The sequence below is a fragment of the Streptomyces sp. NEAU-174 genome, assembly GCF_052665095.1.
In genome coordinates this window covers 544,657-565,239 of sequence record NZ_JBQTCE010000005.1, presented here as the reverse complement: position 1 = coordinate 565,239, position 20,583 = coordinate 544,657, and the positions used below count along the sequence as shown (strand labels likewise).

General features: G+C 65.3%; 15 protein-coding genes. 10 read left to right on the top strand and 5 right to left on the bottom strand.

The annotated features are described in order from the left end of the window. Positions 1-410: 410 nt before the first annotated feature. Both ACT2CW_RS18105 and ACT2CW_RS18100 read right to left on the bottom strand, forming a co-directional pair. Entirely contained in the window at positions 411-2,738 is a 2,328-nt protein-coding gene (locus tag ACT2CW_RS18105; protein ID WP_445517320.1) for an ATP-binding protein, read from the bottom strand. 324 nt (positions 2,739-3,062) lie between these two features. After that, positions 3,063-3,287, bottom strand: a complete 225-nt coding sequence (locus ACT2CW_RS18100) for a DUF397 domain-containing protein (RefSeq protein WP_445517319.1) — start codon at positions 3,285-3,287, stop codon at positions 3,063-3,065. Positions 3,288-3,430: 143 nt separating this feature from the next. On the opposite strand from ACT2CW_RS18100, the gene ACT2CW_RS18095 reads away from it, so the two are divergent. After that, positions 3,431-6,757, top strand: a complete 3,327-nt coding sequence (locus ACT2CW_RS18095) for a tetratricopeptide repeat protein (protein WP_445517318.1) — start codon at positions 3,431-3,433, stop codon at positions 6,755-6,757. A gap of 633 nt (positions 6,758-7,390) precedes the next feature. On the opposite strand, the gene ACT2CW_RS18090 is transcribed toward ACT2CW_RS18095, so the two are convergent. Further along, positions 7,391-7,861 carry a hypothetical protein gene (locus ACT2CW_RS18090; protein ID WP_445517384.1) on the bottom strand — a complete coding sequence of 157 codons (471 nt, stop codon included), beginning with the start codon at positions 7,859-7,861 and terminating at the stop codon, positions 7,391-7,393. A gap of 153 nt (positions 7,862-8,014) precedes the next feature. Between ACT2CW_RS18090 and ACT2CW_RS18085 the strand changes: the two genes are divergently transcribed. Next, on the top strand, positions 8,015-9,250 hold the full coding sequence (locus tag ACT2CW_RS18085; protein ID WP_445517383.1) for an IS701 family transposase: 1,236 nt from the start codon (positions 8,015-8,017) through the stop codon (positions 9,248-9,250). Positions 9,251-9,488: 238 nt separating this feature from the next. Here ACT2CW_RS18085 and ACT2CW_RS18080 read toward each other — a convergent pair whose 3' ends face one another. After that, complete coding sequence (locus ACT2CW_RS18080; protein WP_445517317.1) at positions 9,489-10,277, bottom strand: hypothetical protein; 789 nt, start codon at positions 10,275-10,277, stop codon at positions 9,489-9,491. A gap of 2 nt (positions 10,278-10,279) precedes the next feature. Continuing rightward, the gene (locus tag ACT2CW_RS18075) at positions 10,280-11,467 is read right to left on the bottom strand and encodes a hypothetical protein (protein WP_445517316.1); all 1,188 of its coding nucleotides are present in this window, start codon (positions 11,465-11,467) and stop codon (positions 10,280-10,282) included. Between the two features lie 435 nt (positions 11,468-11,902). Here ACT2CW_RS18075 and ACT2CW_RS18070 point away from each other — a divergent pair, with 435 nt between their 5' ends. The 8 genes from ACT2CW_RS18070 to ACT2CW_RS18035 all read left to right on the top strand — a co-directional run bounded on the left by ACT2CW_RS18070 (position 11,903) and on the right by ACT2CW_RS18035 (position 20,532). Then, a complete protein-coding gene (locus ACT2CW_RS18070; protein WP_445517315.1) occupies positions 11,903-12,226 on the top strand; it encodes a hypothetical protein in 324 nt (107 codons plus the stop codon). A 266-nt stretch (positions 12,227-12,492) separates the two neighbouring features. Then, the gene (locus ACT2CW_RS18065) at positions 12,493-13,029 is read left to right on the top strand and encodes a hypothetical protein (protein WP_445517314.1); all 537 of its coding nucleotides are present in this window, start codon (positions 12,493-12,495) and stop codon (positions 13,027-13,029) included. Further along, a complete protein-coding gene (locus tag ACT2CW_RS18060) occupies positions 13,019-14,596 on the top strand; it encodes a hypothetical protein (protein WP_445517313.1) in 1,578 nt (525 codons plus the stop codon). Before ACT2CW_RS18065 ends, ACT2CW_RS18060 begins: the two co-directional genes overlap by 11 nt. 31 nt (positions 14,597-14,627) lie before the next feature. After that, entirely contained in the window at positions 14,628-16,127 is a 1,500-nt protein-coding gene (locus ACT2CW_RS18055; RefSeq protein WP_445517312.1) for an SCO6880 family protein, read from the top strand. A gap of 2 nt (positions 16,128-16,129) precedes the next feature. Then, the gene (locus ACT2CW_RS18050) at positions 16,130-17,500 is read left to right on the top strand and encodes an ATP/GTP-binding protein (protein WP_445517311.1); all 1,371 of its coding nucleotides are present in this window, start codon (positions 16,130-16,132) and stop codon (positions 17,498-17,500) included. After that, entirely contained in the window at positions 17,497-19,308 is a 1,812-nt protein-coding gene (locus ACT2CW_RS18045; RefSeq protein WP_445517310.1) for a type IV secretory system conjugative DNA transfer family protein, read from the top strand. The genes ACT2CW_RS18050 and ACT2CW_RS18045 overlap by 4 nt, the downstream gene beginning before the upstream one ends. Beyond that, on the top strand, positions 19,301-19,990 hold the full coding sequence (locus ACT2CW_RS18040) for a hypothetical protein (RefSeq protein WP_445517309.1): 690 nt from the start codon (positions 19,301-19,303) through the stop codon (positions 19,988-19,990). Before ACT2CW_RS18045 ends, ACT2CW_RS18040 begins: the two co-directional genes overlap by 8 nt. 20 nt (positions 19,991-20,010) lie before the next feature. Beyond that, entirely contained in the window at positions 20,011-20,532 is a 522-nt protein-coding gene (locus ACT2CW_RS18035; protein WP_445517308.1) for a hypothetical protein, read from the top strand. The last annotated feature ends 51 nt before the right edge of the window (positions 20,533-20,583 follow it).

The window sequence follows — 20,583 nt, the reverse complement described above, 5'->3', positions numbered from 1 at the left end:
GTGTGGCAGATGAGACCCCGGGATCTCGCAAGAGACCTTGGTCCTTTATTGGCCGACGAGATCGGGGACCATGATCCAGCCAGGCCACCCGAAGGGAATTGCTGTATTTTGCAGCCGGGATCGTGACTGCCCTGGTGTGCGATTCACTACCGCGCCAACAGCCATTTCGGCGGTGCTCCCGAGATGGCACTGCCTCCCGCTTCTCCACCAGCTCTTGGAGGATTCCAGCCGGTGACGTGGACCTCACGGTCGACCAGACGGTGAGCGAGCTCGCCGAGATGCATGTTCCTGGCTGGCGGCAAGAGTCGGTGCAGGAAGCAGCCGCAGATATCGGCTGGACGAGGCCTTCTGAGGATCACTGAGGAGCGTCTGCCGCTGATGGAAGGGCGCATCGTGCATGAGTAGAAAGGTCAGGGGGCGGACGGGACGTCGGTGGATGGTGGGATGAGGGTGCGGAGGCGGTTGCGTGTGCGGACGCTGTGGGGGTCGTCGAAGTCTGCGAGGAGTTCGAGGGCCTCGGTCCGGCAGGTGGTGGCCCGCTCAGGTTGGTCGGTGTCGTGGTAGGCGTCGGCGAGGTGGTCGAGAACGTGGGCGAGGTGCCAGGGGGCCTGGGGCTGGCGGTGGATGCGGGTGGCCAGGAGGTAGAAGTCGATGGCTTCGGCGGACCGCCCGAAGGCGTGCATGGTCTGGCCGATGCCGTCGTAGGCGACGGCCTCGTCGGCACGGCTGTGGCGGGCTCTCTGGATGGTTACGCATCGCCAGTAGGCCTCCAGCGCGGTGGTGTGAAGGCCCAGAGCTCGGCAGGTTGCGGCGTGCTCAAGGTGCGCGTCGAAGTCTAGGGTGGGGAAGTCGATTCGTCGGGCGATGCCGAGGGCGGTCTGTACGTGAGGGGCGGCCTGGCTTGGTCGTCCGGCCTCGCGGTGGGCACGTGCGAGGAGCAGCAGCGGGCTGATGTGCAGGCGCTGGTCGGTGCCCAGGGTCTGGTGCAGGGCGATGGATTGTTCAGCCAGTTGTGCGGCTTGTTCGAGTTGGCCGAGGTGGAGGCTGGTGCGGGCGAGGTTGCCCAGCAGTACCGCGATCCATTTGCGGTCGTCGTTATCTTGGGCGAGGGCCAGCGCCCGCTCGAAGCAGGCGTGGGCTTCGGTGGGTCGGTGCCGTTCGAGGTGGGCGAAGCCGAGTGCGGTGATGGTGTCGGCCATCGCGGGGGTATCGGCTTGGCCGGTGAGAATGTCCAGGGCGGCCTGGAGGTGTTCGGCGGCTTCGTCATAGCGGCGGCGGACGTTGCAGGCGACACCAAGGCTCCGGCGGAGAGCCGCCTGGGCTGTGTGATTGTGCAGACGCTGAGCTGCTTGCAGGCCGAGGAGGCTCATGGCGTACCAGTCGTCGAGGGGACTGCGGGCCACGTGCAGGCTGTAGAGAGTGGCGGGCAGCTGCCAGGCGATGTCGTCCAGGCCGGTGTCGGAGGCCGCGCGGGCGGTGCTGAGCAGGTTGGCCTGTTCTGTCCGGTACCAGAGCATGGCCGCATCACTCTCTTCGAACGTCAGCGGGCAAAGGCCGACAGGCGGGGCTTGGGTGAGGACCGGGGGGTAGAAGCTCTGCACAGCGCGGGTGGCGGCGTCGGCGGTGTGGAGGTACCAGCGGGTGATGCGCTCGATGGCTGCGGTGCGGTCCTGTGGAGTTTCGTCCTGGTGGGCCTGTGTGGTGGCGTAGGCGCGGAGCAGGTCGTGGAACTGGTAGCGGTCCGGGCCGGTCTGCTCCAGTAGGTGGGCGCCGACCAGGGTATCTAGCAGGCCCCGTAGCCGGGGCAGGGTCTCTTGGGTGATGGCAGCGGCGGCGGGGATGCCGAACTCGGGTCCGGGGTGGAGCCCGAGCAGGCGGAAGGTTCTGGCGACCGGGGGCGGCAGGGCCCGGTAGGACCAGGCGAACACACTGCGCACGGCGTCGGCTTCTTCCCCGTCCTCGGTGGACAGCGCATCCCACAGTGAGGACTCTTGACGCAGATCGTCGATGAGTTCCGGCAGCGGCATCCACGGGCGAGCGGCGGCACGTTCCGAGGCGATGCGTAACGCCAGCGGCAGACGCGCGCACAATCGGGCCAGTTCCCTCCTCTGCTCCCGGGCGTCGCCGGTGCGGTGCTCGGCGGTGGCGGCGGTGACCAGTTCCACGGACTCCGCCTCGCTGAGCATGCCCAGGGTCAGACGGTGGGCGCCGTCACGGGCCGCGAGAGCGGTGAGACGGTTGCGGCTTGTGATGAGCAGCAGGCACTGAGGGTTGCCGGGCATCAGCGGGCGGACCTGCGCGGCGGTGGCGGCATTGTCGAGTATCACCAGGATTCGTTTGTCCGCCAGCAGCGAGCGGTACAGGTCGGCTCTGGCTTCCAGGTCCGCGGGGATCGCATGCGCAGGCACATCCAGGGCGCGCAGGAAACGGTCCAACGCGGCCTGGGGACCCATCAAGGGTCCGGGGTCGTAGCCGCGCAGGTTCACAAACAGCTGACCGTCACAGAAACGATCACGCAGCCGGTGGGCCCAGTGGACGGCCAGAGCGGTCTTACCCGCTCCCGCTGTCCCCGCGATGATGATCGTCGAAGCGTGCGAATCGGACTGATCCTCAGCTGTCAGCGCGCCCAGGCGGCCAAGCTCTCGTGTCCGGCCGATAAAGCCGCGAACGTCGGCCGGCAACTGCCGCGGGACTGGCACGGTCGGCAGCGGAGGAAGGGCCGAGGCGTGGAAATGCACCCCTCCGTGCACGTCCCGGGCCTGGACCACATCACGCGCCGCACCCGACACATGCGAGTGCGTCCCCCCGGACGCCGGTCCGTGCACAGGCGGCCTTTCCCCCATGTTCCCCTCCGGCATCCCAGCAGCACCCGTGGAGCAGCCCCTTTGGGCACTCTACGATCGCCGCCAGTCCCTCTTGAAGAGCGGACATGGCACGCACCGAGTGAACGAGCCATGGAAGCGATCACCGGGTCCGCACAGAGAGGAAGCTCATTGAGGGGAGATGTAGAAGATCGCGCTGGCATGTCTGGAACAGCTGTTCCAGACATGCCAGCTGGCCCTTTAACGCTGGGGGATGTTGAATTCCCCGTTCCAGGCGCCCAGTAGGAATGCTTCCCACTCGGCCTGGTCGAACGTCAGCTCCGGAACATCCGGGAAACGATTGTTCCGCACTCGAACACTCTCGCCCACGAAGCGCACTTCGACGCAGGTGGCGTTGTCCGGCTGGCTGAAGCTGCTCTTGAACCAGTCGGCGTCGTCTTGAGGGAACGCCAGGCTAACCGTCATTGGGATGTCTCCTCCCGTTCGGGCCGCACCCTTATCGGCGGCCACGGGATAAGCACACCGCTGAGGGGTAACGTGAGGTCAGGCTGAACCGTTGTCATTCATGGTTCACTCATGACATACGTCCGGCATTGCAGGGGGATTGCATGGACGAGCACGACGAAACCCGCCACAGCGGGGACGAAGAGTCGAATCGCGAACAATTGTGCGGGAAATTCGGCCCTGAACAACCCGACAGCCAGGACGACCCTGACCGGCAGCACAAAGCCCAGGATGGGGGCGCGAATTCGGCGTCGGCCGGGGGTGGGGATGCGGTGGCCTTGGCCAGAGCGGCCTTCGCCGCTGAACTGGCCCACCGAAGGCTCGCTCAACGCCTCTCGCAGCAGAAGCTGGCCGGGGCAATGGGCTTCGATCCCTCCTACATCAGCCACCTTGAGTCCGGTCGGCACGCCCCTACCGAGGATGTCGCACGCCTGGCTGAACAGATCCTGGACGCTGGCCAAGCCATCTGGAACCGCTGGCTGGACTACGCCGCCGCCCGTGCCCGCGCCCGACCACCCCGCCCCATGCCTCCGCCCCCACCACCGTCAACAGCCAAACTGGCCGAAGGCCGGTCCACCGCTCCCGAAGTCGGCCAGGACCCCGCGGAGGGTGGCAGCCAGGCCAGTGCCGGGCAGGGGATCGACCTGCGCGGCGCCCAATTCGTACAGACCGGGGCAGGATCCCAGCAGTACAACTACATCTCACCCACTACATGCGTCTCCTGGCCGCTGAGAGTGGGCGCGGTGCCCACGCTGGCCACCGCCTTCCAGCCCCGCACCGCCGTCAGACAAGCGGTGGACGCCGCCCGGACCGGCCACACCACCATCGTCTTGGCCCAAGTCCTCACCGGCGGCGGAGGAGTTGGCAAGTCGCAGCTCGCCGCCTCCTACGCCGCGCAAGCCCTGACCGACCGCACCGACCTGGTGATCTGGGCCAACGCGACCGAAACCGAACAGGTCATCGACCTCTACGCCCAGGCCGCACGACGCATCCAAGCACCCGGCACGACCGGAGACCATGCGGAGAACGACGCACGGGCGTTTCTGGACTGGCTGGCCACCACCCCCCGCACCTGGCTGATCGTCCTCGACGACATCACCGACCCCCAAACCCTCGGCCCCTGGTGGCCCGCGCCCTCACCCCACGGCAACGGTCACGTCCTGGCCACCACCCGACGCCGCGAAGCCGCCCTCTCCGGTGGCGGCCGCGCCGTCATCGAAGTCGACACATACACCCCCGCAGAAGCCAACGCGTATCTGGAAACCCGGCTCACCGAAGCCGACGCCGCCCACCTTCTCGACCCACAGGCCAGCGCCGTAGCCGATGAGCTGGGACGACTGCCACTCGCCCTGTCCCACGCCGCCGCATACATGATCAACGAAGACGTCACCTGCACCGACTACCTCCAGCGCCTGACCGATCACCAGTCCCACTTGACCGACCTGCTCCCCGAAGAAGCCGACACCGAAAGCTACGGCCGACAGGTCACCGCGGCTCTCCTCCTGGCTCTGGACGCCGCCCAGCGATGCAAGCCCACCGGCCTTGCACTCCCCGCCATGCGACTAGCCGCCTACCTCGACCCCGCCGGCCACCCCCAAACCCTCTGGACCACCACCTCCATCACCCATTACCTCACCACACACCGCACCCCAGACCCCAACAGCTACAAAGCCCAAGATCACAGTGAACACGGCCGAGAGGTAAGCCCAGCACAAGCCCGAGCAGCCCTACGCCTCCTCCACCGCTACGCCCTGATCACCTGCGACCCGACCAACGGCCCCCGCGCCGTACGCATCCACGCCCTCACCGCTCGCGCCACCCGCGAAACCACCCCCACAACCCACACGACCGCAACAGCACGTGCCATCGCAGACGCCCTGTACGCAACGTGGCCGGAACACGACCACATCGACTCGGAACTATGCGCAGTACTTAGGGCCAGCACCGACACTTTGGCCACATACAGCGGCGATCTCCTCTGGCATCATGAAGCCCCCAAAGCACTCCTCCGAGCCGGAAACAGCCTGCTCGGCACGGGCCTGTATACCGCCGCAATTACCCACTGGCAGCGCCTAACTGCCGACTCAGAACGACTCCTCGGCCCCACCCACGCTGACACACTCCAAAGCCACGATGGCCTGGCCGTCTCCTACCGGGAGGCGGGACGTATCGACGAAGCTATCCCGATCCAGGAGCGGGTGGTTGCTGAGCGGGAGCGGATCCTGGGGCCTGAACACCCCAACACCCTCCGGTCCCGGGGCAACTTGGCCGCCTCCTACCGGGCGGCGGGTCGAATCGACGAAGCTACCTCCGCCCACGAGCGGGTAGCTGCCGAGCAGGAGCGAATCCTGAACCCTGAACACCCCGACACTCTGCAATCCTTGAATAACCTGGCCCTCTGCTACTGGGAGGTAGGTCGGATTGACGAAGCTATCTCGATTAACGAGCGGGTGGTTGCTGAGCGGGAGCGGATCTTGGGGCCTGAGCACCCCGACACCCTCGTGTCCTGGAGCAATTTGGCCCTCTGCTACCGGCAAGCGGGTCGGATTGATGAAGCTATCTCGATTAACGAGCGGGTGGTTGCTGAGCGGGAGCGGATCTTGGGGCCTGAGCACCCCGACACCCTCGTGTCCTGGAGCAACCTGGCTGTCTCCTACTTTGATGTGGGTCGGATCGATGAGGTCCTCTCCATCGAGGAGCGGGTGGTTGCTGAGCGGGAGCGAATCCTAGGGCCCCAGCACATTGAGACCTTCCGCTCCTGGAACAACCTGGCTGCCTGCTACCGGCAAGCGGGTCGGATTGATGAAGCTATCTCGATTAACGAGCGGGTGGTTGCTGAGCGGGAGCGGATCTTGGGGCCTGAGCACCCCGACACTCTGCAATCCTTGAATAACCTGGCCCTCTGCTACCGGCAAGCGGGTCGGATTGATGAAGCTATCTCGATTAACGAGCGGGTGGTTGCTGAGCGGGAGCGGAACCCGGGGCCTGAGCACCCCGGCACCCTGCAATCCTGGATTAACCTGGCCTTCTGCTACTTTGATGTGGGTCGGATCGACGAGGTCCTCTCCATCGAGGAGCGGGTGGTTGCTGAGCGGGAGCGGATCTTGGGGCCTGAGCACCCCGACACCCTGCAATCCTTGAATAACCTGGCTGTCTCCTACCGGGAGGTGGGTCGGATCGACGAAGCTACCTCCGCCCACGAGCGGGTAGCTGCCGAGCAGGAGCGAATCCTGGGCCCTGGACACCCCGACACCCTCCGGTCCTGGAGCAATCTGGCCCTTTGTTACCAGCAGGTGGGTCGGACCGTGGAGGCAGTGGCCTTCATGGAGAGGGCCGTAGCCGAGCGCACACGGCTGTTTGGTCCACAACATGCCGACACCATAAAGTCAGTGGAATTACTGCGGAAGTGGACGCGCGAACCGCCGTACTGACCGTCCAGCCGCAGAGCACTCTGAGTTGGCAGCCGGCATGGAGTGCTTCGCGATCCGTAGTGTTGGTTAGGTACGGCTGGACCGTCGCAGCGAAAGTCGAAGACAGAGCGAAAAGGACACCGCACAGTCACACTTCCAGCCTTGGCCATGGTGGTCACCGCAGCGGAGGGACTTCACGCTCCGCGCCGGGCGTCGTACGAATAGGCGCAGTTGGACAGAAGTACTTCGAGTGGTGCCGCGCGGGATCCGACTTCGGTCCTTGTCTGGAGGAACTGCCTCTGTGCGGCATGGGTGCGGGCGGCAGTGGAAACGGTGGTTCGCGGCGTTCTCGCCGATGTAAACCTGTAGAGGATTGCGCTCGGCCCCCAAGCGGCTGGCTCTGGCGTTTGTCGACGTTCCCAGGGGCACGAGCGGAGAAAAGTGGGTGGCTGACCTTGCGCGCAGTCCGCCGTGCCTTCCACGATCGGCATTCGGAAGGGACACCATCGGCACGCTAGATTGATCCTGGTCAGTTCACTTGCCGGTGAAGGACTTACGACAAGCCGTTAGTACTCCAGCTGTAGTTCGTGATCTTCATGTCTGCTTGCCGTCGGCGTGGAGCAAGTCACCGCAGGCGGCGGGGCGCAGACATTGTCAGGTGTTGGCGGTGAAGTATGCAGCGGCAGTGTCGATGAAGCGGTCGTGTGCGGCCCGTGCGGTGTCCTGCGCTGCGGTGAGCTTCTCGATGCTCGTGGCGGCATCGACCATGTCGTAGGTGGCGACGACCATCGCCTGTGCGGTGGCGTGGACGACTGGGGCGGGCACGAGGAGCCGCAGGGCGACCAGGGGGCGGGTGATGGCGGCGCGGGTGACATGGGACTTGGCCCGCAGTTCTTCCAGCTCATCGTTGCTGGCGCCGCGCAGCCGAGCCTCCCCACGCATCCACAGGGCCCGGCGGTGGTCGGAGCCGGCGGAGGCAAGTGTGGTCACCGCGTCCAGCTGGTCGCGGCGCAACTGCTCAGCGGCGGCTGCGCGCTCGGCGCGGCCGGCCGCGAGGTGTTGGAAAGTACCGGTGACGATCGATCCGAGAAGCGTCCCGATGACGGCAAGGACGGTGGCGATCATGATCTGCTCCTGGTCGGGCGACTGGTCCCGGCCCGGTGCGGAGACGGGCGCGACCACCGTTGATCATCGTGAGCTGTGTGGACTGACGATGAGACGGTGGCCGCGGGTCACAGCATAGATCCCACCCGATGGCGGGAGGCGTTCGAGGAGGCGATGGGCCAGATCGCGGGCCGGTTCACGAGGGTCGAACCCCGCCTGCGGGCTGGGAGGTTGGTGCTGGGCCTGCTTTCGGACCTTCCGCGCAAGAATTGCTGGACCATCGCGGAGTGGGCCGGGGAGACCAGCCCGCACAGCATGCAGCATCTTCTGTGCCGGGCCGTCTGGGATGCCGACGGCGTCCGCGACGACGTGCGCGAATACGTCGTCGAGCACCTCCACGACGAGGCAGCGGTGCTGGTGGTCGACGAGACCGGCGACGTGAAGAAGGGCACCCGCACCGTTGGTGTTCAGCGCCAGTACACCGGCACGGCCGGGCGGATCGAGAACTCCCAGGTCGCGGTCTACCTTGTCTACGCGGGCGAGCAGGGACACGCGGCGGTGGACCGCGAGTTGTACATCCCGCGCTCTTGGACATGCGACCCGGACCGCGGCCGGGCGGCAGGACTTGGTGAGGACACCGTCTTCGCGACCAAGCCGGAACTGGCCCGCGCGATGATCGAGCGGTTCCTGAACGCCGGACATCGTGTCGGCTGGGTCACCGGTGACGAGGTCTACGGCGGCAACCCGAAACTGCGGTCGGCTCTGGAGGAACAGGGCATCGGCTATGTCCTTGCGGTGGCCTGCTCGTCCGAAGTGACCGCCGGAGCAGGGGCGTTCCGCGCCGACACGTTGGCCCGGAAGGTGCCCAAGCGGGCCTGGCAGAAGCTCTCGGCCGGACGCGGCGCAAAGGGACAGCGGTTTTACGACTGGGTGGTCATCGATCTCGCCGCCTCGACGCCGGGCAACCACCAGCTGCTGATCCGCCGCAACCGCACCACGGGCGAACTCGCCTACTACCGCTGCCATTTCACCGAACCGGCACCCCTGGCCGTCCTGGTCAAGGTGGCCGGCTCCAGGTGGCGAGTGGAGGAGACCTTCCAGGCTGAGAAAGGGCTGGCGGGACTCGACGAGCACCAGGTCCGCCGCTGCCCCTCCTGGACCCGCTGGATCACCCTCGCGATGCTCGCCCACGCCTTCCTCGCGGTGGTCCGTGCACAGGAACACGCGCGCAACCCCGCCCCGGACGACCTGGTCCCACTGTCCTGCAACGAGATCCAGCGCCTGTTCACGGTCGCCGTCCAGCCTCTCCACGACCTGGTCCACCGACTCGGCTGGTCCGACTGGCGACGCCGCCATCAGGAGCGATCACGCACCAGCTATTACCGACGACAAGCCGCAGCCCAGACATGAAGATCACGAACTACAGCTGGAGTATTAGTAGCCGTTCCGGCGGCCACGCACCCAGGCCCAGAGTCCGCCGACTGCGGCTATTCCTAAAGCCTGGAGCGCAACGCCGGTATCGCCGGAGGCGCCGACGGCCTTCGATGCGGCGAGAATTCCGGTGACGATGAGGGTATACGGCAGAAGGAAGAGGACGGTGCGACCAGCACGAAAGAGACCCATACGTTAATTATCCCGAAGTTACCCCCTAGTTAGCCAGGGCTATTTTCCGTGTTTGTTGGTTGATGGCCTGCACTGTCGAGTCACTGCCGGGGATGGCGACGTCCTGAAGAAGCTTGACGATGTGATGGGTAGACGCCTTCGCATCGTCAGGCTGAAGTCGGCGCCAGCAGCCGACCGCGTTGCCGACGGCAAGGATGGTGGCGCTGTGTTGTGCACCGAGGTGAAGATGCCACGACCGGGCCATGAAGATCCAGCTTTGCAGGCCGTAGCGGAAGTCCTGGGTGAGCCATGCGATGTCCCCGCGTACGAGGCCGACTGCCAAGGTGTACGGGTGGCTGGGACCGTACTGGGTGGATAGCTCGGTGAGTAGCTGATCGGCGTCGGGGACTGCTTCGGCGAAGTGGTCCTGGCTGGCGGTTGCGCATATGGAGGCGAGTCGCCCGCGGTAGGGCTCAGGTAGTGGTTCGTACGGACGGCCGGGCGGTACAGGAGTCGCAGTAGTTGGCGACGGTATCGAGGGTTGTGGAGTTTGGGCGGTCGTCTGGGGCAAGTTGGCGGGGAGGTGCGCCTCGTTGCTCAGGAGGTGACTGGTGCCGTCGGGGTTGACCTGGATCGACGTGGTGTAGCTGGCCTGCTCGTCTTGGATGACTGCACGGATTGGCGTCTCCAGGGCGGCGGCCTCCAGTTGGAGGTGGGCCAGGACTGCTTCGTTGAGGGACGAGCCTGAGGGAGTGGTGAAGAACTCCTCGTCGATGAAGCAGGTCCCATCAGGGGTGATCCGGACCTGCACTGCGTCTGGAGGTATCGGGTTCATTTCTAGCCCGTCTTCTTGTCCGGGTGGAGTGGGATGGTGCTGGTTCCACCGGCGCTCGGGAAGCTCGGTTCGGCCCATCCGCGGTACCGCAGACGCCAGGCGCCGTCCGTCAGCTCCTTCCGTGGAACGATCGCGATCTTCCCCTGACGCGGGTGGTCGTCGGCCACGTCGTTGCTGGCGACCTGGTCCTTGCCCAGGTAGAGGGCGACATGTCCCGCATCCGAGCCGGTGTCGTAGAAGAGCAGTGCGCCTGCGGGTGGCGACGAGTCTCCGGGGTGAGCGAGTCCTGCGTCTACGAGCCTGTTCCAGTGCACGTTGGCGGTTGCGGATCCGGAGGATCTCCAGCCGTACGTCTGGGCGACGAAGTTGTCGCACATCCGGTACCAGCCCGTCCTGCCTGCTTCATTCCGGGCGCTCGCTATCGCCTGGGCAGCGGTGCGCGGGTTCCTGGCTTTGAATTTGGCGTTGGGATCTTTGCCCCCCGACGCGGCGGGATCATCGCAGCCCGTGCTGACGGAGGTCACGGCGTGGGTCCCCCACGTCTTGGCCACGAGGGAGCCTGCTGCCGATTCCCACTTGGCGTATTCGCCGCGGTACTTCTCCGCTGGGCGCTGGATGCTCGCGGCAACCTTGGTCAGTGACTTTTTCTGCCAGTTGTCGATTTTGGTGAGCCGGTCGTAGAACTTCCCGGCTGCATACACCGGGTCGGTGAGCTGGCTGACCGTCCCCCAGCCCTGTGAGGGCCGCTGTTGGAAGAGTCCCACGCTGTCCGCGTGGCCGTGGTGCAGGTTGTCGAGTGTGCTTTCCTGCATGGCGGTCGCCACGCCGATGACGGCGGCGCGAGGCGCGAGGGTCCGGGTGCGGGCGACGTTGGTGATGGTGCCCGCGTTGCGTATCTGGCGGGCAGTCCACTTCACGCTGTTCTGTGTGCCTTCCGGGTGCAGCGGCACGGTCGCCTGGGTGTTGCTGGTCTTCTGTGTGCCGTCGAACTTGGGTGCTTCTCCTCCCGCGCCGGCTCCGGTTTCCCCATCTCCGACTGGCTGGAGGCCGGTCTGGCACGTGTTGGCATTGGCCTCGGTCGTGGCGCCGCCGACCGTGAGAACACAGAGCGAGAGCACCGAGGTGCCTGCCGCGACGACTCCTATGGCGGTCTTGCCTAGCCCGTTCATCCAAACCTCAACCATAAACATGTGTGGATTGAATGAGGTCAGTGAACAGGAAGCGCGACGGAAGGGCTACCTGAGTTGCTCGCCGTGATGGCTGCCTGCATCTAGATCGGCCGAGGGTGTGGCGGTGTCGAGCCGTCTCCTTCTGCCTGCTGTCTAGGCTGTCAGGAAGAGCACCGCCGAATGGGGTCCTTCTCTGTCCGGATGGGCCAATGTGTGCTTTGAGCTGCGAATACAAGATACTGACGGAAGATTGCGTCGCTTCCGCGAGGGTGTCAACCCTCAGCGGTGATGCAGAGGGCTCTCTGGGTTCAGGGCTGCCGCCTGAAGCTCCTTCACGTCTCTCGCGGCTCTCTGTCAATCTATAAACGCTTGTTGTCAAGGTTTGCCTGTATGTACCTTTCACCGTCGTGGCCCGGTTCCGGGTCTGCCTCCGAAACGAGGGTGAAGGGAGTCGGGATGTCCGTTTCGCAGCACCCGGTGAAGCTGGCCGCGAGTGGTGACATCGGCACCCTGGTTGACGGGCTGTCCCCGGATTGGGGGCCTTTCGGTCAGCTGGAGACGACAGGGCGGACGGTGATCCAGGCCCTGATGGCGGGCGTCGTGCTCGTTCTGCTAGGGCGCGCGGTCCTTGGTGCCGTGCATCTGAAGGTCGGTGAGGGGCAGCACGACGTAGCGCAGGTCAGTAAGGGCAAGAAGGAGATCGGCGGGAGCCTCATTGGCGCATTCGTCGTCGCCTCGATCGGTACGATCTTCACGATCGTGTACGGGATGGGCATCTGATGGCCTGCCCGAGTTCCCGTGGCGGGGGTACCCGAGTCCTGGTCGACAAGTCGCCTTCGGACGCGGCAGGGAATAAGCCCTGGTGGCGGGGAACGGCCGTAACAGGAGTGATACTCCTCGCGCTGGCGATCCTTGGCGTGTTCATGAGTTTGTCCGAACGAGGTGACGGCTCCGCGTCCGGCGGTTCGTCCGGTGACCAGCGCCAGACGGCCCCGGCCGAGAGGAACGGGACCGGCGGAGATACCCAGAACACAGCGAGGAAGCTGGTGAGCGGTGTCCCGGTCGGCTATGCGCACAGCCAGGTCGGCGCTGTTCAGGCTGCTGTGAACTACCAGGTGGCACGGTCATCTGCCACGTACTTCACCGATGAGAAGGTCCGGCGCGCGACGCTCACCGCCATGATGACCCGCCGGGCGTTGGACGGGCAGATCCGCAACGACGACACGGGGATGCAGCAGGTTCTTACGTCTCTGGGTGTCACCAGTGGCAATGAGGACGAGTTGGTCGCTCGCGGTGCGGCCATGGGTACTCGGGTCACCACGTACACCGATCAGGTGGCCACCGTCGAGGTGTGGATGGCCGGACTGGTCGGAGTCACGAACAACGACGCTCCGATGCCTGTGTCTGCGTCGTGGACGACGTACACGCTGACGTTGCAGTGGGAGTCCGGCGACTGGAAGCTGGCCTCGATCGCATCGGTCAATGGTCCAACCCCCCTGGAGACGGGCAGCGACGAACCGACCAGCGTCGACGAATTCCGCTCGGCAGATAGGCAGTTCAATGCGCCCCCGTATGCAGGCTGAGACCCGCTACCGGGTGTGCACCCGGCTGACCTGGATCGTCGGCCTCATCGCCACGATCTCCGTGCTGCTGGCCCCGGGCGAGGCTCAGGCGAATGACTTCAGTGACTGGTCGTGCAAGAACATCCCGTTCGCGGACAAGGTCTGTGGCGTCGTCGAGAAGACGAATGAGGCGATCGACTTCGTGAGCGATCCCTTGGGGTACATCGCCCAGTTTTTCAACAACGCCGTGACCAGCCTCTTCACGCAGATGATGAAGGCGCTCGCTTCAACCACACGGATCGACTGGCAGGACCCGGGATTCCTGCGGACCTACACCATGGCTTTTGCGGCTTCCACCGTGCTGACTGTGATCTTTTGGCTGATCGCGGTGGCCAAACGGGCGATTCAGGGGGTGCCGCCACTCCAGGCTCTGGGGGAGTCGATCGGGTTTCTCCTTATGTCGGTTTCGGTTTCCGCCTTCGCGCCGCTAGCGGTTGCCTACACCGTGCGGGTCTTCGACCAAGCGGCGGAGGCCATGTTCAAACCCGTGGCAGGAGATGCCGCCGACATGGTTGTTACCGTCACAGCGGCGATGCTCGTGCTGATCAAGATCCCTGGTGGCGCTGTCATCGTGATCTTCTTCAGCTTGGCGTTGCTGACAGCGGTTGCCGGTGTGTGGCTGGAGCTCATCGTCCGCAATGCCTTGATCCTGTCCGGACTTGTCTTCGGGCCCACTGTCTTCAGCGGACTGGTGGACCGCGATCTTTGGGGGCACACCAAGCGCTGGTGTGGCGTGATGGTCGCGATCATCGCCTCGAAATACGTCACCTTCACCGTCATCGCACTCGCCACGGGCACGCTTGCCTCGGATTCTCCGAACAAGAGCCTGGCTCAGTCCTTTGGGACGGTCTTCACGGCACTGGCGCTGCTGATCTTGGCCTGCTACTTGCCGTTCCAGCTCTCGAAGTTTCTCCCGGGTTTCGGCGACGATCTGCGCGACATGTACACGGCGCGCGACGACCTCAAGAGCCGTGCCAAGAACGTCGGCAACCAGATGGGCGACTCCTACAGAGAGCTCAAGTCGCGTATGGGCGGGGGAGACGGCAGCGGTGGCGTGTCCGGCGGAGACGGAAGTGAGGCTGATGCCGCGGACGGTGACGCGATGAGCGGTGGAGGAAACAAGGCGGCTGAGGTGGGAGCTGCTGAAGGAGCAGCTGCGGCGACCGGACCCGGCGGCGTGGCAGTGGCCGCGAAGAAGGGGGCCGACAAGGCCAAGGACGAGGCCGAAGCCGTGGAACGTGGTGTCGATGGAGCGACGGTCGGTCTTGATTCCGGGGGCTCCTCCCCATCCTCCGGAGGCGACGGCGAACCCACGAGCAGCGGTGATCACGCGGCCAGCGGGGGCGCCCCGATGACCGGCCGCGTGAGCGCCGAGGAGGAGCCGCCGGGCCCAGGGTCCCAGCCCTGGCCACCGTCCCTGCCGCTCGACGAGGAGCCGCCAGGCCCGCGGCCGCAGCTCTGGCCACCGCCCGAGCCGCCCGTCGAGCCGCCGGAATCGCTGCCACCAGCGGACGAAGAGATGCGCTGATGCACTTCCCTCCACACGACTAGGAGTAGTCATGGCACGAACCTTCACCTACCCGCGGCCACGGCCTCGCGGACTGCTCGGGCGCAAGCTCGAAGCGGACGAGCAACTCGTGCTGGGCGCCGGCCTGGTGGGCGGACTGCTCGTGGCTTGGATCGTCACGAGTATTCTGTTGAAGATCGCCGGATTCGTGCTGGTCGCGGGTGTCTGCGCATGGGCGACCCTGGTGCCATACCGGGGCCGCACGTACCTGAGATGGTTCGAGATCCATCGCACGTACAGGAAGCTGCTGCGGGACGGATCACTGCTCTACAAGTCCAAGGTGCCGTACGCTGGCCGATTCGCGGACGGCAGGAGAGTACCCGTCGACGTGCCCGTCGGGGTCCCGAGGGACATGGACTGGATCACGGCTCGTACGGCGTTCGGCGAGATCGCGATCGTGCTCCAGCCGCACGAGCTGATGTTCACCGCGACCATCGAAGTTGAGGGCCAGCGGGACTTCGGCTCCCTTGACACGGTGGACAAGGAAGCGCTGATCAGGGCGTACGAGCACCTGCTCAAGACGACGGCCGACAGCGGCGGACGGATACGCCGCCTTCAGTGGATCAGCAGGGTCATCCCCACCGACCCCAACGCTCACGCCCGCGATGCCAGGTCCCGTAGAGACCCCGAGAGCCCGTCCTGGCTGGAGCAGTCCTACGACGAACTCATCCGGCGAGTCGCGGTCACTGCTGAGGACCGCCGATTGCTGATGGCCGTGGGAATCCCCTACACGTCTGATCTCGTTGCCGAGGCGCGCCGCTACAGCACTCTCCACGAGGGATACGCGATCACCCTTGGACAGGAGATTGAGGCCTTCATACGCACGCTGGGACGGGGGCAGTTGCGTCACGTCCGGAACCTGGACGAATCAGCCCTGGCCTCTTACCTGCACCATGCCTACGACCCCAGCCACTGGATCGACGACACCACGGGGATGGACCGCGTCACGTGCTGGCCTGCTGTGCTCGACGCACGGGACAAGAAGCACATGGCTTCTCGCAGCTGGGAGGGGTCCGAGAACTCCTGGTACTCGATGACGGCCTGGGTACGTGAGCTTCCGGTACTCCCTGTGGGCATTAACTTTCTCGCGCCTGTCCTCCTCTACATTCAGGACATCATCCTGTCGGTGTCTGTGGTCATGCACCTTGTCCCCACCGACCAAGCGATCACCGAGGCGATGGCGGACGCCACGAACGAACTCGGCCAGGCCGACAAGAAAGCCGGACGGATTGAGGACCCCCGGGAGCAGAAGGCCCAGAGCGCTTCCCTTAGCACCATGAGGGACATCGCAGACGGCGCGGCTGGCACTCGGCTCGCGGCCTGGATCACCGTCACCTCCTCCAACCGCGACGCGCTGCGGCGGGATGCGGATACCGTCCGGGCCGCTGCCATGCGAGCGGGCTTGCGTTTGGACTGGTGCGACGAGGAACACCATCGCGCCTTCGCCAACACGCTCCCCTTCACCGGCGGCTTGCTGAAGGAAGGGCTGTAGCAATGCTGGAGTTGCTGCGGCGGCAAACGCAGACGCGTAGGCGAGCCATGCACTCGACCACCAGCCACGCCTGCGGCCTCTATCCGGCGGTCGGCGCGGCCAGCATGGATCCACGAGGCGTGATCATCGGCCGGGAGGCCTACAGCGGCAAGGCATACATTTATGATCCGTTCATCCTCTACAACCCCGCGGCGCGAGTCCGGCTCGCCAGTGGACATGCCCTCATCTTGGGGAAGTCGGGCTATGGCAAGTCCGCACTGGAGAAGACCTACGTACTGCGCCAACTACGGTTCCGGAACCGGAGTTTCTGCGTACTGGATGCTCAGGGCGAGGACGGATCCGGTGAATGGGACAGTATCGCCCGACAGTTGGGGATCACGCCAATCCGGCTTGTCTACGGTGCGGGCACCAGTTCCGAAGGTGTGAGGATCAACCCACTCGACCCACGAGTGCCCGCCGAGCATCAGTTCAAGGTGCTGGTGTCGATGATGGAGATCCTTACCGGGACGCTGTCCTCTCAGACGAAGTTCGCCCTGGCCGAGGCCCACAAAATGGCGAGCGCAACAGCGCGCGAGCAGTACCGCGTGGCGACCCTCTCTGACGTACTGGACGCCCTGACCGCCCCGAAGCCAGCGAGGCTCGGCCAACAGCCTGTCGCCCCTGTGGAGCTGGCCGAGTGGGGGCAGCCCGCAGCGCTGGCGCTGGACGGGCTGTGTAACCCGGACCGTGACCTAAGTGGCATGTTCGACGGGCCGACCAGTGAGGGCATCGATCTGGGCGCGAGACTGATCGTCTTCGACTTGACGCGATTGCCACGTGAGGGTGAAGCGATGCCCCTGCTGATGGCGGTGATCGGCCCATGGCTCAGGTTCGGATGGATCCGACCGAATGACCAGATCAAGCGTACGTTGATCGTCGAAGAAGCCTGGCACATCCTCTCTCACCGGCCGGTCGCACGACTGTTTGAGGAGCTGGTCAGATACGGGCGGCGCCTGGGACTGTCCTTCTGGGCCGTATTGCATCACCTCGGGGACCTGATGCTGGAGCAGGCCCCCGAGGCTGCCGCGATCTTGAAATTGACGGCGACGAGGGTCCTGTACCACATGGACCGGGACGAGGCCGAGACCACGGCCGACTACTTGGGCCTGCCTGACTGGGCGCGCAAAGCGCTTGCCGATGGTGCCAACGTCTGTGCCCCCGGACGTGGGATCTGGCAGGTAGGAGCCCGGGTCAACCTGGTTGAACATATCAGGACGGCAGTGGAGGTCCGGCTGACGGACACAAACCGGCGAATGTCCGAGAAGATCGTTAACGACGATGCGGTGCAGCCCTCGGTTCCTATGCTGCGGTTGCAGAAGGGGACCGCAGCATGATGCCCAAGGCTGTCACCCCCAAGACAGCCGCCCGCCTTCGTATCGGGCGTGACGTGGTGTGGGTCATCCCCCTGATCGCTGCGTTCGTGCTCACGATACTGCTGTGGCTCACTGCAATCCTCTCCGGTGTCCTCGTACAGGGTCGTCCGGCGGCGATCGGATGGGACTGGTCGGGCGACGCGATGGTCACGGTCTTCCGCCACCCGGGGGATCCAGCCGAAGCCTGGCCGGCCGCCGGTGTCGGCGGCCCGTTCGTCTTCTGGGCAACCTTTGCCTTACTTCTTGCCGGGGCGGCCACTGGAGTGTGGAAGACGTACTGCTGGTGGAAGCGCCGGGGTGCCGACGGGGCGGATGGTATGGCCGCCCGTGCCCAGCTGGAGATGGCGCTGGGCGAACAACGGGCCCTGGGCAGTGCTGGATCAGTGCGTCCCGATCTCGCGGAGAAGAACGCCAAGGCCGTGACGGTCCGCGATGTCGCGGTCTACGCCGGCTGCGCCGACCCCTCGAAGATCCATCTGTGGATCACCATCGAGGAGTCCGTCATCTTGGTCGCGCCGCCGCGTGAAGGTAAGACGTCGCAGATCATCCTCCCGGAGATTCTTGAATTCCGGGGGACGGTTCTCGCGACGAGTAGCAAGACGGACGTCCTCTACAACACCGCCGTCATCAGGGAGAAGCACGGGCCTGTGTGGGTATCGGATCCCACCGGGCTGTCCGGTTGGCCCCATCAGCTGCGCTGGCCGCTCACCGCAGGCTGCGAGGAGTACCAGGTTGCTCGAAAGCGGGCCGAGACTCTCGCGTCGACCACCAAGACGGAGGAAGGAACAAAAAACGGCGGATACTTCGCGCTCAACGCAAAGACGCTGATCACGTGCTGGCTCCACGCAGCAGCCCTGCACAAGCGGCCAGCGCTGGACGTCCTGAGATGGGCCACCGATCCCGACAACCGTGAGGCAGTCGACTTGCTCGCGGCATCCGGCAAGCACATGCTTGCCGCCGCGCTCGCTGGCCAGCACACCGCGGCCGAGGAGGAGCGGTCAGCCACCTGGCGCACCGCCGAGCAGTCCTTCGTCGCCCTGTACGACGACAAAGTCGCCCAGATCTTCGCACCAGAGGGAGATGTCGAGGTCTTCGACATCGAGAAATACCTCACCGAGTCCGGGACGCTGTTCCTGATTGGCGAAGACGAGGAAGGCTCCGCGCTCGCCCCTTTGAACGCGGCCTTCGCCAAAGCCATGTTCGACACCGCCAAGCGCCTGGCCGCCCGTGGCAGAAACGGCCGCCTGGCCGTACCGCTCGGCTGCTTCCTGGATGAGTTGGCCAACGTCGCGCCGCTGCCCGAGATCCCGAGCCTGATGAGCGTCAGCGGCTCGCAGAACATTTTCATCATGGCCGTCCTCCAGGGATACGCCCAAGCCGAGGAACGCTGGGGACAGCTCGGCGTACGAAAAATGTTCGCCAGCGGCACCGTGAAGATCTTCCTCGGCGGTATCAGCGATCCCGAGGAACTCAAGGCGTACAGCTCACTGGCAGGCGAGTTCGACGAGGACGTCGAAAGCGTCTCCGACGACGGAGACCGGGTCTCGGTGTCCACCTCCGTACGCCGCCGGGCCGTACTGGAACCTGCCGACATCCGGATGGTCTCCGAGCGCGGCGGCCTGGTCATTCACCGCCGTACTCCGGCCACTCGTGTGACCTTCATTCGGGCACACGAGGGCCCGCGTGCACAAGAGATCAAGGAAGCGACCCGTCTCGCGCACGAGCGCGTCAACAACCGGGTCCGGCTGGACAAGAGCAGCCATGGCTAATAGCAACGGCTTCGACAAGATCTTCGCTGCCATCGCCTCCCAGAACGAGGAAATGATCTCGGTCAACGCCGAGATCGTGCTCCTCGGCGAACGTGTCAAGGTTCTGGAAGAGGGACAGGCCACCGGCGGCAGCGGCTCGGCGGATGGAGGTGAGGAAGAAGAGGAGCGCATGGCCGGCGCTCCCGTGTGCTGGGACGACCTGTCGGCAGTCCAGCGTGCGAAGCTGTGGCCCGAGTTCGTGGCGTGGGTGATCTGGCTCGCGGACCGGAAGGAACTGACCAACGACCAACTGCCCCGCCAGTGCTGGTGGAAGCACGGAGCCGTTGTCGACGAACTGACCGCTCTATGGACCTCCCACGAGTCCGCGTACGCGAGTGGAGAGGACGCCGGATCAGCCCCGTACCTGTGGCAGGACGCACTCGACCGCGGCATCGAGCGCATCGGCCGACGTTGGCTCGGTACCTGCCGCAACGGTCAGCACCGAGACCGTCACCGCTCAGCGTGGGCCAACGACGCGGCCTATCTCGCCGAGCTCCTGGCAGCGGTGACAACCGACTGCCACCAGACCCCCGGCGACAAGCGGGAGTCCACCGCTACCCCGTCCGGTAACGAAGGCGAAGTCTCCGCGAGCGAGCCGCCCGAGGACCCGACCGACGATGACACCCGTTTCGACGACCAGTGAACAGCATCAAGGAGCGAACGATGGCAATGAACCGATACGGCATGGAGGCCCGTGCCTACTGGAAGCGGTGGCTGCCGAAGCGCTACGCCGCACTGCCCGACCCGATCGCCTTCTTCACCAACCTCGGCGAGCAGGCCGAACAGCAGGTGGGCGACCTGTGGGACCAGCTCATACTCAAGGACGAAGCCCCCGCCGCCGAATCACACGAGCAGCGCGTCGGACGGCTGGGCCTCCTCAAAGCGCAGGCGGAGTACGAAGTCCTCGGAGAGTTGGTGCGACTGACCCCCGAGTCCGGGACCGCCGAGACCGACGAGGACGAGGGGCTGGAGAGCGACACGCAGTTCCAGGCCCGCATTCGGCGCACCCAGGCGCGCACCGAATGGCTGGGTGCCACCGCTGATGCGCTCATCGACGGCACCACCACCCTTGACGACCTCGATGACGAGCAACTGCGCGAGGTCCTGGACTACATGACGCCCTCCTTCCTGCGCCTGCTGGGAACTTCCGTCGAGGACCTGCGCACTCAGGGGCGCGACGTGTAGCGGACCACCTCACCTCGCACGCCCGACCGCACGACGCAGTGGTGGAGGACA